12 protein-coding genes and 1 pseudogene are annotated in these 14,467 nt (G+C 67.9%); 2 read left to right on the top strand and 11 right to left on the bottom strand.

Annotated elements, in window-relative coordinates:
* Positions 1-106: 106 nt before the first annotated feature.
* The 3 genes and pseudogenes from KBI44_19335 to ychF form a co-directional block, all read right to left on the bottom strand.
* A pseudogene (locus tag KBI44_19335) lies at positions 107-193 on the bottom strand (DUF933 domain-containing protein).
* Positions 194-202: 9 nt separating this feature from the next.
* Positions 203-1,423 (bottom strand): PEP-CTERM sorting domain-containing protein, encoded by a 1,221-nt coding sequence (locus tag KBI44_19330; protein ID MBP9146639.1) that lies wholly within the window; start codon positions 1,421-1,423, stop codon positions 203-205.
* A gap of 103 nt (positions 1,424-1,526) precedes the next feature.
* On the bottom strand, positions 1,527-2,630 hold the full coding sequence (gene ychF / locus KBI44_19325) for a redox-regulated ATPase YchF (protein ID MBP9146638.1): 1,104 nt from the start codon (positions 2,628-2,630) through the stop codon (positions 1,527-1,529).
* Positions 2,631-2,900: 270 nt separating this feature from the next.
* On the opposite strand from ychF, the gene KBI44_19320 reads away from it, so the two are divergent.
* Entirely contained in the window at positions 2,901-3,728 is an 828-nt protein-coding gene (locus KBI44_19320; protein MBP9146637.1) for a hypothetical protein, read from the top strand.
* Positions 3,729-4,027: 299 nt separating this feature from the next.
* Here the strand turns inward: KBI44_19320 and KBI44_19315 are convergent, their stop codons facing one another.
* Positions 4,028-4,414 (bottom strand): type II toxin-antitoxin system VapC family toxin, encoded by a 387-nt coding sequence (locus KBI44_19315; protein ID MBP9146636.1) that lies wholly within the window; start codon positions 4,412-4,414, stop codon positions 4,028-4,030.
* Entirely contained in the window at positions 4,411-4,650 is a 240-nt protein-coding gene (locus KBI44_19310) for a type II toxin-antitoxin system prevent-host-death family antitoxin (GenBank protein ID MBP9146635.1), read from the bottom strand. Before KBI44_19310 ends, KBI44_19315 begins: the two co-directional genes overlap by 4 nt.
* Positions 4,651-4,845: 195 nt before the next feature.
* Here KBI44_19310 and KBI44_19305 point away from each other — a divergent pair, with 195 nt between their 5' ends.
* On the top strand, positions 4,846-5,703 hold the full coding sequence (locus KBI44_19305) for an alpha/beta fold hydrolase (protein MBP9146634.1): 858 nt from the start codon (positions 4,846-4,848) through the stop codon (positions 5,701-5,703).
* A 6-nt stretch (positions 5,704-5,709) separates the two neighbouring features.
* On the opposite strand, the gene KBI44_19300 is transcribed toward KBI44_19305, so the two are convergent.
* From KBI44_19300 to KBI44_19275, 6 genes are all read right to left on the bottom strand, one after another.
* On the bottom strand, positions 5,710-6,396 hold the full coding sequence (locus KBI44_19300; protein MBP9146633.1) for a flavin reductase family protein: 687 nt from the start codon (positions 6,394-6,396) through the stop codon (positions 5,710-5,712).
* 92 nt (positions 6,397-6,488) lie between these two features.
* Complete coding sequence (locus KBI44_19295; protein MBP9146632.1) at positions 6,489-7,994, bottom strand: hypothetical protein; 1,506 nt, start codon at positions 7,992-7,994, stop codon at positions 6,489-6,491.
* A gap of 425 nt (positions 7,995-8,419) precedes the next feature.
* A complete protein-coding gene (locus tag KBI44_19290) occupies positions 8,420-8,677 on the bottom strand; it encodes a hypothetical protein (GenBank protein MBP9146631.1) in 258 nt (85 codons plus the stop codon).
* 160 nt (positions 8,678-8,837) lie between these two features.
* The gene (locus tag KBI44_19285; protein MBP9146630.1) at positions 8,838-12,125 is read right to left on the bottom strand and encodes a M36 family metallopeptidase; all 3,288 of its coding nucleotides are present in this window, start codon (positions 12,123-12,125) and stop codon (positions 8,838-8,840) included.
* Between the two features lie 75 nt (positions 12,126-12,200).
* On the bottom strand, positions 12,201-13,763 hold the full coding sequence (locus KBI44_19280; GenBank protein ID MBP9146629.1) for a DUF885 family protein: 1,563 nt from the start codon (positions 13,761-13,763) through the stop codon (positions 12,201-12,203).
* A gap of 221 nt (positions 13,764-13,984) precedes the next feature.
* On the bottom strand, positions 13,985-14,278 hold the full coding sequence (locus tag KBI44_19275; GenBank protein ID MBP9146628.1) for a HigA family addiction module antidote protein: 294 nt from the start codon (positions 14,276-14,278) through the stop codon (positions 13,985-13,987).
* Positions 14,279-14,467 lie beyond the last annotated feature (189 nt).

Raw genomic sequence — 14,467 nt, 5'->3', positions numbered from 1 at the left:
CGGCTCTACTGCTTCTCGAACCGCGAGGTCCTCTTCTGGGACGGCTTCGATCTCTCCGAGAACACCGAGAGGTGGTCCTCGACGCAGCCCTAGAACGGGCGTTCGCTCAGACGTTGAACTCGAAGAGGATCACGTCGGCGTCGGCGACGGTGTACTCCTTGCCCTCTCGCCGGACGTTGCCGCCTTCGCGGGCGCGGGGAGCTCAGCCGCGGCGCAGGATTCGAAGCCTTCCCAGGGCGCCGGCGACCAGCAGCACCGCGAAGGCGACGAGCATGCCGCCGGACACCGTCGGAATCTGAACGATGGCGGGAGGGCCGAGCTCGGCGATGAAGCCATCGTACTGCCCGGCCGGGTTGATCCCTGAGCCGGTGATCGTGACGTTGTCCGCCGCGACACCGGCGCTGTACTCGAAGGTCCATCCCTCGATCTGCTGTGCGAGTCCGGCATCGAGCAGCGCCTGCTTCAGTTCCTGCATTCCGTGGGTCGCGTCCCAGATCGTCGCGCTGCGCCCGTTCAGGAAGGCGTCTCCTACGGCGACGGAGCCATCGACGGAGAGACGCCAGACACGGTCCCCAGCCGATCCCGGAAGGCCTGCGAGTTCCTCCATGCCGTTCGCGGCCGTCCAGCGAAACGACCTCGCCACCTGAGTTGCGTAGTCCGTATAGCCGATGAGAACCGAGCCGTCCGCGGAGATGTCGAGACCGTAGCTCGTCGGATAGGGCTTGCCCTCGAGACTGCCCAGGGGAACCATGCCGTCGAGTGCCGTCCAGAGGAAGATCTCGTGCCCCTGCTCCGTGGATGCCGTGCCGGTGATCGACGCCCCGTCCGCGGACACTCCGTTGGCGAAGCTGTAGTCGAAACCACTCGACGTCAGCACGCCGAGCCCCGCCATCCCCGTCGCCGCTGTCCAGCGGAACGCCTCTCCGAACGAATTCGGAGCCAGCGCCGAAGTGCTCCGGCCCACGACGACAGAGCCGTCCGCCGACACTGCGGTCGCGCTACTCTCGGCATAGCCGCCTGGGAGGTCGCCCAGTCCGATCATCCCTGTCGAGCGCTCCCAACGGAACGCCTCACCATAGTCTGAGAGGGGAGAGGTGCTCGTACCGACGACCACGGATCCATCCGCGGAAACGGCGAGTGCGGCGCTCTCCTGGTTCTCGCCACCGAGAATGCCGAGGCGCTCGAACCCGGCTTCGGCGGTCCAGCGGAACGCCTCCCCGCGAACCATGCCAGCCGTCCTCAGCTGACCTACGACGACGCGGCCGTCGTCGGAAATGTTGTAGGCCTCGACGCGCTCGGGGGCGGCTCCCGCCGATCCGATGAGTCCGCGAAAGGAGCTCGCCGCGCCCACGGAAGGCAGCGCGAGCGCAACCAGACCGTAGAGACCCGCCCAGGCGACCCGCAGCGTCGTCGTTCGCTTCATCGGCACACCCAATCCTGCCGGCAGAACCGGAGCCTATCTGCCGCGAAAATGACCCGCGATCACCCCTACGAAGCGCGCCCCGCCCGGCGCTCGCGGATCCGGCTCAGACGTTGAACTTGAAGAGGATCACATCGCCGTCGGCGACAGTGTACTCCTTGCCCTCTTGCCGGACGTTTCCGCCTTCGCGGGCGCGGGCCCAGCCGCCGACGCGGACGAACTCCTGCCAGGCGATCGTCTCGGCCTTGATGAAGCCGCGCGCGAGGTCGGAGTGGATGACCGCGGCGGCTTCGGGCGCCGTGTCGCCGGCGTGAATCGTCCAGGCGCGCGCTTCCTTCTCGCCCGCGGTGAAGTAGGTGCGCAGGCCGAGCAGGTGGTAGATCGAGCGGATGAGCGAGCCGACGCCCGACTCGGCGACGCCGTGCGAGGCGAGGTACTCCGTCGCCTCTTCGACCGGCAGCTCGGCAAGCTCGGATTCGATCTGCGCCGAGACGGTGACCGCCTCGGCGCCGTGATGCGTGGCCACCCACTGGCGGACCTCGGCGACGAGCGGATTCGTATCCGCGGTCGCGAGATCGTCTTCGGCGACGTTGCAGGCGTAGAGTGTCGGCTTCATCGACAGCAGGAAGAACGGCTGGGCGACGGCGCGCTCGTCGTCGGTCATCTCGAGCGTCAGCGCGGGCTTGCCGGCCTCGAGGTGCGCGAGCAGGCGCTTCGCGATCTCGATCTGCGCTCTGGCCGTCTTATCGCCCCCCTTGGCGACACGCTCGAGGCGTTCCACCTGGCGGGCGAGCGACTCCATGTCGGCGAGCATGAGCTCGGTCTGGATGGTCTCGATGTCGGCGATCGGATGGAGGTGATCCTCGACGTGGACGATGTTCGTGTCCTCGAAGCAGCGCACGACCTGGACGATCGCGTCCACCTGGCGGATGTGGGCGAGGAACTTGTTGCCCAGGCCTTCGCCGGAGGCCGCCCCTTTGACGAGGCCGGCGATGTCGACCAGCTCGATGGCGGCCGGTACGAGCGTGGGTGTTCCAGCGACCGTCGCGATCGGCTGCAGGCGGTCGTCGGGCACGGTGACGATGCCGACGTTGGGCTCGATGGTACAGAACGGATAGTTCGCCGACTCGGCCTTGCGAGTGCGGGTGAGAGCGTTGAACAGCGTCGACTTGCCGACGTTCGGCAGGCCGACAATGCCGGCACGGAGCATGATTCGGATCCTTATGATGCGGAGTGAGTCCCTGCGTCAGCCTGCGATCTTGCGACGAAGCCGCGCTCGGGAGACCGGAGCTTATCAGGCGCCAGCAAGGCCGCGGCGACGCAGTGGCCGAATGAGGACTAGAATCCCGCCCATCGGTCTGTAAGGGCCTGCGCGACAGGTGGCAAGCCGGCCTTGGCTGCACCCGGATGCCTCCGACGGAGAGAGCGACCGCTCGCTGGATCGAATGCACCGACCGCATCACCGGCAAAGGGGCGCGACATGAAGAGCTTGACGAGTTCGAGTCTCGGAGCGCTCGCCGCACTGAGCGCCTGCATGTTCGCTCCCGCACCGGCCGGCGCCGCAGGAACCCTGTTCCTGAACCGCTGCGAAGCCGGTTGTGCCTATACCGGCGGACCGAACGACAGCTGCGCGAATACCTCGGCGGTCTTCACGGGAAGCAGATTCCTCGCCGCGACCACTTACGATGACGCGGATTGGAACAGTCTCGTTGCTTGCGTTGAGAGCGTTCTCGATCCGTTCGACGTCACCCTCACGACCACCGAGCCTGTCTGCGGTGGAGGGTACTGGGAAATCCCCGTCGCCGGCACGTCGGCCAATCTCGGACTTCCGGATGGCCTCCCGTCGGTGTCGCCGTTCAGCTGCGCCCCGATCTCGAACGCCCCGGCCTTCGTCTTCGCGAGCGCGATGGCCGATCCGCTGCTGGCCTGCTGGAGGGTACTGAACGTGTTCGGTTCGCTGATGGGTGCCGACTACGTTCACGACGGCCGTGATCCGATGACCGTCAACGACGGCTGTCTGGCTCCGCGCTTCAGCGCTGTCCCTCTGCCCTGCACGGGCATCTGGGTCCCCGGAAACTGCTGCACCGGGGCAGCGACCCAGACGAGTCAGGCGATCCTGTTCGGGGTGCTCGGCAAGCGCCCCGGCGGAGCGGTCTTCGGCGACGGGTTCGAAGCCTGGAGCTCCACGTCGCAGGTGCTCAGTGGCTCGACCTGTCACTGGGACCAGGCGCTCGCCGGTCTGGCGCTCGCGGGTACCGAGGCGGACGCCGTGCCGGGTCTGGCGCTGGCGAGCCCATCGGAGCACTGAGCGCGCGGGCGATCAGCGGGGCCCCGTTCCCCGCGCGACGACCTTCATGAAGTCCGATTCGGCGAGGCGCGAGGGGTGGACTTCGCCGCCCATCCCGAAGAAGCGCCAGAAGCTCATCAGGAGCGGCTGCCAGCGTTCGGGGTCGATGTGGGAACTTAGCGCCCTCGGAGCGGTGACCCCACGTTCGCTTGCTCTCGGGCACCGGGTTCCTGCCCGTGGTGAGCTCCAGGCGATCGACTGCGCTGTCCTCTTGCGGCGAGCCGCGGGCGAACTGGACGGGCGAATCGACTCGCGGCGGCTCAGACCTTGCGCACCGGTCCGTCGTAGCGAGCCAGCTCCTCGTCGCTAGTGAGCAAGGTCACCCCCTCGACGAGCGCTTGCGAGAGGAGCTGGCGGTCGAACGGGTCCTTGTGCAGCGGCGCGAGGCCGTCGATACCGACAGCGTGCTGACCCGTCACCGGTAGCTCGAGGTAGCCGTTGTCGAGCAGCCCGCGGCGGAGGATTCTGGGGTCGACCCGGAAGTCGGGGCGCCCGAGAGTGTTCTTGATCGCGATCTCCCACAGGCTGGCGGCACTGAAGAGCAGCTCGTTGGCGGGATCCGAGAGGAGCTTCTTCGCCTTCGCGGAGAGGCGTTCCGGTTGCCCGGCGGCCCAGAGCAGCAGGTGGGTGTCGAGCAGCAGCTTCACACTTCGACTCCGAGGAGCACCGCGATCTCCGCCTCTCCCATGCGATCGAAGTCGTCGGGCACGGCAATCTCTCCGGCGAGGAGTCCCAGACGACGCGGCGTCGAGGGCGCACGAAGAGCCGTGACCTTGACGAGAGGCTTGCCCGCGCGAGCGATGACGAGCGTCTCTCCCTGAACCACCTGCTCGAGCAGCTTCGATAGTTGGGTCTTCGCCTCGTGGATGTTGACCGTGACCATGTATCAATTGGACCAAGTCGACTGGACTACGTCCAATGCCTTGCTGCCGGCAGCGAACTCAACCGGGCATGGCGGAGAGAGCGTCCCTTCATCCGCGCCGAGGGCGAGGCCGGGACCCGCTTCCCGGCGAGCCTCCGAAACCGTCGACCCTGCCCCGCGTAGGACCTCTCGGAAACGATCGCAAGGAGGCCGCCATTGCCACGGGCGAAGCTCAACTACGTATTGCGGCTCATCGCCGGCCTGGCGAGCGCCGCTCCGCTCGCGGCCGCAACTGCGCCGCCGCAAGAGTGCCGGGGAGAGGCCATCGACATCGGCGGACTCAGCCTCTGGGCAGAGCTTGCCGGCGCGGGAGCGGTGACGGTCGTCTTCGAGACCGGGAACGGCGCCGATTCGTCCGTCTGGACCGAAATTGCGGCGCAGGTTCGCGCCACGGGAGTCCGCACCTTTCTCTATGACCGGGCAGGCACGGGTCGAAGCGACCCGGATCCGCACCCTTACGCGATCGACCACGAAGCGGAGGCGCTTCGCCTGCTGCTTGCCCGCTGCGGAATCGGCGGACCGGTCATCCTCACCGCGCACTCCTACGGCGGATTCATCAGCCAGCTTCTAGCGGCGTCCGGGCGCCGACGGGACGCTTTCCGGATCGCCGGCCTGGTCCTGGTCGACGCCAACATTCCGGAGTTCTTCACCACCGCCGAAGTGGACGCGATCCTCGCTCGCTACCGGCCGCAGTACGACGCGCTCCGCCAGCAGGCTCCGGAGCTCGCGGCGACGATCGTTCCGATTCTCGAGGCCTATCCGGCGACCGTCGAGCGGATGCGGCGCGTGCGGCTGCCTTCGCGGCTGCCGGTGATCGACATCTACGCCGAGCACTCCTGGGCAGAAACGGAAGAGAGCGCCACTGCGATGCGACAGGCCCACCTCGCCTTCGCCGCGGTGGGCCGCCGCCGCGAATCGGTCTACGCCCCCGGCAGCTCCCACCAGGTGATGCGTGACCGCCCGGATCTCGTCCTCGCGGCGATCGCCAAGGCGGTGGCGCGGGCCGGAACCTGACGCGCCCTATCCTCGACCTGGCGCGCTGGCCGCGACCGCTGCCGGCGCCCCGGTGCCGCGCGCGACGAACTTCATGAAGTCCGACTCGGCAAGGCGCGAGGGGTGGACCTCGCCGCCCAGGCCGAAGAAGCGGCAGAAGCTCATGAGGAGAGGCTGCCAGCGTTCCGGATCGATGTGCGGCCTCTCGCCCAAGGCGCTTCCCTCGACGAGCAGTGCCTCGTCCACGTGCAGGCGTGTGATGTGGACTTCGAAGGCGACCGCGCTGACGTTGTTGCCGAACGGGCGATGGTCGTGGACGATCCCCTCCATCTGCACCGGGCACTCCAGCACGCGCGGCGCAGCCACCGTCTCCGACGCCACCGGAGTGAGACCCGCCTCGCGGAACTTCTCCGCCTCGTAGCGGTAGCCCCAGGAGCGCTTGCGCTCCGGCACCGGATTCTTCCCCGTGGTGAGCGCCAACCGGTCGACCGCGGAGACTTCGTGGATCGACGGCAGGTTGATCACACACTCACGCGTGCGGATCAGATTGTCCGAAGTCTGCCCCAGGCTGCCCAGACCCAGCATGCAGGTCCAGCCCAGCCACCAGGCCGACGACATCGGCGCGAGATTCGCCGAGCCGTCTTCGTTCAGGGTCGAGATGAGGGCGACAGGCGTGCCGAAATAGAGAATGGTCGGTTCGATCGTCTTGTGCATGCAGGAAGGCTAACGGCGCCTGCCCCGACGAGTCTTCCGGAAAGCTGCGGGCAAACTCGAGCGCAGGATGACGCTCTGCGCTCTCGCGACTCTCAGTTCTGGATCGTCGACCAGTGCCCGGTGCCGCCCGATTCGAATCCGTCCCAGAAGAACGGGAGGGGCAGCACCCAGAGGCCGAGCTCGCCACCGACCGGCGTCCCGAGGTAGACGACGAAGCGGCCGTCGGGCGTCGCTCGGAGATCTCCGTAGCGGAACGGATCCTCGTTCGGCTCGAACAGGGTCGAATCGAGGAGCCTCTTCGGGGCGAGGTCCAGGGGGCCATCACCGTGAGCGAGCCAGAGGACGGCGCTCTCCGTGAACGGGTTTCGAGTCGCCGTCAGGACGCCCCGGCCCTCGGGGAGCCAATGACAGCCCATGCCCTCGTAGAGCAGCGGCTCGGTCCAGAGCGGCGTCGCGTTCCCGGTGCCCCCCAGCCAGCTGCCGCGATAGCAGCGGAAGGCGCCTTCCGGAGTCGACGAAGCGAGCGGAAACACGACTTCGGCCGTCCCGGGAATCTCCTCGTAGCTGCTGACTCCCTCCGTCGAGGAATCGACCGGGTTGATGCGCACCCTCGCACTCGCCGGTCCAGCGGCGGGCACGACGAAGAGGTCCTGCCGCGAGTGCACCTCGCGGTTTCCGAGATAGAGAACCCAGGCGGAGTCCGGCGAGAATCGGATGCTGTGGAGGTAGGGATACCAGGCCGGCTCGAATCCGCTCAGATTGACGGCGGCCGCAGAGGGGCCGTCGATCGGAACGCTGAACAGATCGAACTGCTGGCCCTCCTGATCCGAATCGAACACCACCCGGGAGCTGTCCGGACTGATCACGATGTAGCCAGAGACGCTCGAAAACGGCACGTCGGCGCTCAACCGCTCCGCGACGCCGGGGGGATCCGAAACCGGAGCGCTGAAGAGCGCGTAGTCCTCGAACTCGTTCTGCGCGGCCCAGACGACGCGCTGCTCATCCGAAGAAACCACGAAGCCGCCTGCACTCGGATGGGAGGCGGGCGAGTCGCCGATGCGCACGGGATTCGCGGAAGCCACGCCGGTTCTCCAGATATCGCCGCCCTCCGGCCACGGGCGGTGAACCGAATAGATCACTTCGGGGGTCAGCTGCAAGGAAAACGGAGACCTCACCTGGTCGCCCTCGGCGAGAGGGCTGCTGATCGCCACGCTCGCCGAGGCCGGACCCGCAGCCGGAACACTGTACAGCTCGACCCGGAACGGCTCGACCCGGGGCATGGTGTAGAAGATCCGCGAAGCCGACGTCGAAGAGAAGAAGTCGCTCACCTGGTAGGGCGCGTCCGGCGTCGTCGAGACGGGCACCGCCGCGCTCGCCGGCCCGGCGATCGGCACCGACCAGAGGTCCTTCACGGCACTCCAGCAAGTGAACAGCACCGACGTGGAGTCATCCGTGATCAGAAAGTAGTCGGACATGGCCCAGCAGGAGTCGGGTCGCGCGAGCTGAACCGTCGGTCCGTCCGGTAGCCGTCGGCTGTAGATCGCCGCTGACGAGCCATAGACGGCGTAACGGCTGTCCGGGGAGATCAGGAAATCCAAAACGAGCCCGCTCGGCGAATGGCCGTCTGGGTGCGCGGAGAAGGCGTCGACGGCAACGCGACGCCCGCCCGCGTCTCGCGGTGGGTCGAGGCGCAATGTTCGTGCCTGGACGGACGCCGCCGTCAACGACAAGCAGACGAGCGCGGAAGCGCCAAGAGGCTTCATGGGTCTATTGTCTCTCAAACTCCTCGAGCTGCAAGCACGTCCTCGGCGAGTCGTTCCGGAGTCGCGCTGGCCTCCACCGCGCTCTCAGGGCACTGCACCCGATCCGTCTTTGTCGGTTCGGGAAGCCCCAGAGATTGCCGGTGCGGCCGGAGCCTCCTCCCCGGTCATCTGCCAGCAGATGAGGGAGACCGGGATCATGCCGGCTGCGTTCGCTGTCGGATCGGGTGAGACGTTCGCCATCCCCAGCGGAGATGGCCTCTTCACGGGGCCGCCGACCCGTCCCCGGTGCCGGCAGACTCGAAGCCGTCCCAGAAGAACGGCAGGGGAAGGACCCACAGCCCCTCTTTACCGCCGAGCGAGGTGGCCAGGTAGGCCACGTACTTGCCGTCGGGAGTTGTCTGGATGCGCCACGGATCCAGGAACGGATCCCCACTCGGCTCGAACTGCGACTCGTCGAGCAGCCTCTTCGGGCGCGGATCCAGCGGCCCGTCGCCGTGCGCCAGCCAGACTGTGCGCAACCGTCGAGCGGGTGACCCACCCCATCGCCACGCCGATCTTCGAAGACGTTCTTGAGCAGGGGAACGGCGCGACCCGTGTGGGCGGGCGGAGTCTAGCGAGAGAAACCGGCCCGGCCGCTGCGACGGGAGACGTCCTAGCGGCCGGGCGGAAGCGACGGACTCAGGGGGCTGTGGCGGTCCAGCGCGTGGTATCCGAGGTGAAGAACCCGTCGTTGAAGATGAGGTTCGTGGTGCAGCTCTGCACCGCGATGTCGTCGAGCCACCAGCCGTCGTTGCCCGCCGCACCGTCGCTGCCGAGGCGGAAGCGCACCCGGATCGTCTGGCCGGCGTACGCCGCGAGGTCGACCGCGGTGACGCTCATGGGCTGCGCGATGGAACACCACGCAGGGAGACCGCCGAGCGGATTCGGACCGGTGGCGAGCGTGCCGTCGTACGGGTCGCTCAGCACCGGGTTGAGGAGCTGCGTAAAGGAGGCGCCGTTGTTGGTCGACACCTCGATGATGCCGCCGTCCCAGCAACCGCCCGAGCCGGTCGGATCCTCGAACTCCTGGACGTTCCAGAACACCAGTTTCGGCGCCGCCGCCGGAACCTGGATCGCCGGTGAAAGCAGGCGCTGGTCGGAGGCGGTCGCAGGATCGACGGCGTGGAACGAGCTCAGCCCGGAATGCGGGTTCTCGGTCGAGAGCGCCCAGGTGTTGCCCGTGCCGGAGGTCGTCCAGCCTGCCAGGCCGTTTTCCCAGCCCTGGAAGCCGGTGAGGAAGGGGGCGCTTCCCGGTGCGCACTGGTCGGGTGCCAGCAAAGTCGTGAAGTCGAAGACCGGCGAATTCGGACCGACGCTGCAGAGGTTGGTACCGCGCACCCGCCAGAAGTGCTGCGTGAGGCCTGGCAGGTCGAAGTCGATCTGGTGGCTGGTGGTGGTGAGGACGGGCGAGGTGTAGACCGGACTCGAGAAGTCCGCGTTGTCGTCGATCTCGAGCACGTAGGACTGAGCTCCCGTCGCCGTCCACTGGAAGGTGGGGCGCAGCGCCGCACCGGTCGCGCCGTCGGCGGGTGCGGTGAGCGTCGGCGCGCTCGGGGGGCCGTTGTAGACCTGCAGCGCCAGGGCCTGGGCATTGACGGCGTCACCGTTCGCGGTGAGCGTCATGTTGTAGAGGCCCGTCGGCACCGCCGCCGTGTTGCCGACGGTGAGGTGCGAGAGGCCCGGAACGGCGAGGATCGGATTGACCGTGAAGTTCGCCGTCGTGCCGGCGGGATTCCCGGTGAGCACGAGGTTGACCGGCGGCGTGTAGGAGGTTCCGGCCCGCAGGTTGTACTCGACCGGAGCCCCGGCGCAGATCGTCTGCGCCGTCGGTCCGGCGAAGAGGAAGTCGCAGCTGGTCGGAATCGCGAAGCCGTTGGTCACCGTCGTCGAATCCGGATTGGAGGAGATCGCGTTCGAGCCCAGACCGAACTCGGCGAAAGCGCTCCAGATCCGGCAGACGTCCTCCCCTTCATAGGCCGACGCCGCGGCGGCGATGACGCCGTCGCGCACGTCGGTGAACGCCGGGCTGCAGATCGTGTTCTTGAGCCCCTGGATGATGTAGTACATCGCGCGAATGTTGCCGTCGTCGGCGCTCGTGCCGGTGTAGGCGTCGAAATCGGGGTTGTAGCCGTGGGCGTCGATGAGCGCCCAGGTCACCTGCCAGTAGGCCTGCGTCCAGCGTGTGCCGACGCCGTGCGGAATCGAGCCGGCGCTGATCGTCGAGTAGGTCCAGGTGTTCTCTTCCGGCTCCGGATTCACCGCCGGATCGCCGTCGTAGAAGTCGTTGCGCAGGCCCATGCCGGTCACCGGCTGGCCGAGCGAGTAGGTGGCGATTCCGCGATGCCGGTCGAGCCCGTCGGGCTGGGTCATGAAGAGCGCCCACCAGTCGGAGAGCCCCTCTCCCGGCTGCTGATTGTTGGACAGGCAGCTCGCGTTGGCGGGGCCACCGACAAGGCGGTTCGAGATCCCGTGGCCGTACTCGTGGGCAATGATCGTCGCATCGAGATCGCCGTCGCGCTGCGGCGAGGAGGAGGTCCAGACGAACATCTGCATCCGCGGCTGCTGGCCATCGGGCGGCGTGCCGAAGTTGGCGTTGTTGGTGCCGGCCCCGTCCTGGGCTTCGGCGTTGACGGCATCGCCACCGAGACCGCCGTTGCCGTAGTTGTTGACCTGGAAGTTCCCGCCCGCCTCGTCGAAGCCGTAGGCGTAGGGCACGTCGTGCAGGAGGTTGTTCCAGTAGAAGAGGTTCGTCACCGCCGCCGGGCGGTAGGTCGAGGGCTGCTGGCCGAGGTCGATCGGGAAGTCGAAGGCCAGCCCCGCGCCGCCGTCGGGCGAGCTGCCGGCGTCCGGCAGGTTGTCGGCGTTGGTGTCGGTGTAGGCGTGGGCGTTGTTGCCCTGGGTGGTGGTGAATTCCGCTCCGGCGGCGCCGTTGGTGTCGTGCCAGGCGAACGGCGAGGCCGCCGGATAGTCGAGCGCCGGATCCACGAGCAGCGAGCGCCCGACGACGTGCGGGCCCTCGGCAGGGATCGGATAGACGCGATAGGAATCGCTCTGGATCCAGTCGAAGCGGGTCCAGACCCGGCCGTCCACGGCGTCGACGTTCATGTCGTACCAGTGCAGGGTGTCGCGGCTCTCGATCTGGAAGTTCCACACCAGCCGCGCTTCACCGGCGCCGACTGGCAGGATCTTGAGCCGTGCATCGATCGGCGAGAGCGCGAGCGCGGGAGCCTTGAGGCGGCGATAGGTCGCCGGATCGCCCGCTGCTTCGAGGTCCTCGACGGCGCCCGCCGGCGTTGCGAGGTGCCCGGCAGCAGCGTGAATCGCCGCGGTCGCGTCGAGCTCGGGCGAGGTCGTGTTGAGCGCCGCGGCGAGACGCGGCAGGAAGAGGTTGGCGACCGAGACGATTCGCCCCTGGCGGTCGAGGTTCACGTGCAGCAGACCGTTGTAGACCTCGAGTCCGGCGTAGGTCTGCTGCAGGATCAGGTTGGTCGTCCCGGACGCCTCGTGGCGCAGGAGACTCGACTCGCGCGCCCCGACTAAATCCGCGGCGTCGAGACCGAGGAGGTTCGCATGTCCGGCGACCCAGGAGCGGCCGACCGCTGCCGCATCGCGCGACGAATCGGGCGGCGTGAGGAAGCCGCCGTAGTCCTGCATCTTGCGCGTCGCGCCGGTCGCCGAGTCGATCTCGACCGCGAGCTCGACCGTCGCGGCACGCAGCTCGTCGATTGCCGCGAGTTGGGCAGCGGAAGCGGCGGCAGGCGCCGCCGTGACAAGCCCGCGGCGGGCGTCGAAGGAGGCGCCGGTCTCCACCTGCGGCACCGGGCGAGCCTGCGGCAGCGTGGCTGCCGAGGCCGAAGCCGCCGGCAGAGAGAGCGCGGCCGCCAGCAGCGGCAGGAATGCGAGGGCGCGGAAACGAGACGAAGCCATGAGCTGGTACAAGGCGGAATCTCCTTTGCGGAAGTCCGGCGGCTGCTGTGGCGTGGCGGTCTGGAAGGGCGGACTCTATCGGCCGGCGCGGTTCCCCACAAGCGAGTGGATTTCCCCCTCCTCGCCGGTTATCTGCCAGCGGATGAGAGAGACCGGGATCATGCCGGCGCCGTTCACCTCCGCGAAGAATGTCTTCATAGTGAAAGCGTCGCCCAGCTGATGCGAGCGCACGCGGATCAGATCTTCCAGAAGAAACTTGCCGGTGACGTAGCTCGTGCCGTAGCCGGGCTGGCGCAGATAGAGCTGCTGCTCGAAACCGAGGAGGTCGAGATCGGGGCGCATCCAGCCGCGCGGCGTCCATTCGACCTGGAAGGCCTTCGCCTGCGCGATGTCCATGTCGTTCGCCTGGAGATGGAGCGACGCGAGGCCGCGGGCGGCGCGTTGCGCCAGCATGATCCAGACGATCTCGCGCGAGCGCGGGCTGTCGTCGAAGAGGCCGGCGTGGAGCAGGAGCTCCTCCATCGCCGTCGCCATCCCCTCCGAGCGCGAATCCCAGATGTTGGAAAGCAGCGCGCCGCGCCGCACCGGGCTCGGGTGCGGCTCTTCGCGCATCCGGGCGGTGTCCCACCAGTGGGTGGAGTGGGTGTAGAGGGTCAGGGGATCGTAGTGCATCGCGATGGCGAAGAAGTTGCGCGACTCGAGCGGAACGAAGGAGCCGAGATGCTCGCGCAAGGCAGGGTCCATGTAGTCGCGCATCGGATAGAGGTTGCGGTCGCGAAGGAAGGCGATGAATCTCGTCACCGCCGCGTTGGCACGCTGCTGGTACTCGATGTCGTTCGTGACCAGGGGGATCTGCGGCAGGGCGCGGTTCCTCTCCTCTTCGAGGCGCAGCGCCGCATGCGAGCGCGCGAGCTCGCGCTCGAGAAGCTCGACCTCCTCCTCCCAGGAGAGCGGAACGAGATGCACGTTGCGGAGGTACCAGGTGTAATTCGCCTTGCCGACGCCGGACGGCCCGGTCTTCGACGGCGCCTGCGCCTCGAGCCAGACGACGAAGGTCTCGGTCGCCCGGCGCGCCGCGGCGACTGCCGCGCGGAGCTCGGCCGCGTTCGACGCCACCTTCAGCTCGAGGTCGGCGAGGCTCTTCACCTGGGCGCGCACCGTGCCGGTGCCGGTGATCCAGAGGTCGCGAGCGTTGCCGGTCAGATTCCCCCGCGCCTGCTCGAGCAGCGCCGGAATCGGCCGGAGCTCGCTCGTGAGCCGGCCCTCGTCCTGCGTCGAGAGCGGGAATGCGTAGGTCCAGAGGTCGACGATGCCGTGCGGCGTCGGCCCTTCGTGCGCCGGGGTGTCACTCTGCTCCTCCCAGACGGTGGCGTAGTAGGCGGGATCGCGCACCCAGGGCTGCAGTACCCGCACATCGAAGTCGAAGCCGTTCATCTCGGCGCGCACCAGTTCGAGGTCGACCTTCTGCTCGATCGACCAGCCGGCCGTGTCGATCGCCGCGAGCCGCGCGCGATAGCCCGCGAGCTCCGCATGCCGCCGCGCCACCGTCGCCGCCGTGAAGTCGTGCGCGGCATCCTCACCTGTGCCCCGCAACGGCGGCGCCTCGAACGCCCGCCAGTCGTCGAAGAGCGCGAGCAGCGCCGGGTAGCCGTTGACCGGGTTGGCCTCGGCGAGCGGCGCAAGCGACGCGGGGGGCGCCGCTTCGCTCGCCGTGACCGGCATCGAGAACCCAGCCAGCGCGACTGCAAGGACAGACCAGCGCATTCCGCAAAGAACACTCATCGGCTCTCCTGAAGACGTCGAACGACGACGACACTACCTACTGGCACATCGGCTGGCAGAGCCTTACGCAGGCTGCCTCAGGCGGCGGTAAGGCGCACTTTGCTGACGCCGCGCAGCTTCACGTGCTGTTTCGCCTGCCAGAGGTCGTGGTTCCCCTGCAAGGCGAGCCAGCTCTCTGCCGAACGGCCCAGCGCCTTTTCCAGGCGCAGGGCCATCTCGGGACTGACGGCACTCGTCCCGCGGAGGACGCGACTCAAGGTCGACGGAGAGACGCCCAGCTTGCCGGCCAGCTCACGCCCGCTGAGACCGTTCGGTTCCATGTAGACCGCCGTGAGGAACTCGCCGGGATGGGGGGGGTTGTGCATGCTCATCAGTGATAGTCCTCATGTATAGCGCGTTGCGCAACGCGCAACAACGACCTAGGGAGTGATCTTCGCCGCCTCCTGCTTGCGCAGGTAGTCGAGGGTGATGGCGAGGCCCTCTTCGAGGCCGCGCGGGTGCCAGCCGAGCTCGGTGCGGGCGCGGGTGTCGTCGAAGTTCCAGTGGCGGTCGAGCGACGC

Source organism: Thermoanaerobaculia bacterium, from assembly GCA_018057705.1.
In the GTDB taxonomy this organism is placed as follows: domain Bacteria; phylum Acidobacteriota; class Thermoanaerobaculia; order Multivoradales; family JAGPDF01; genus JAGPDF01.
Note: the sequence above shows the minus strand (reverse complement) of the source record. Positions and strands in the feature narration are given on the sequence as shown.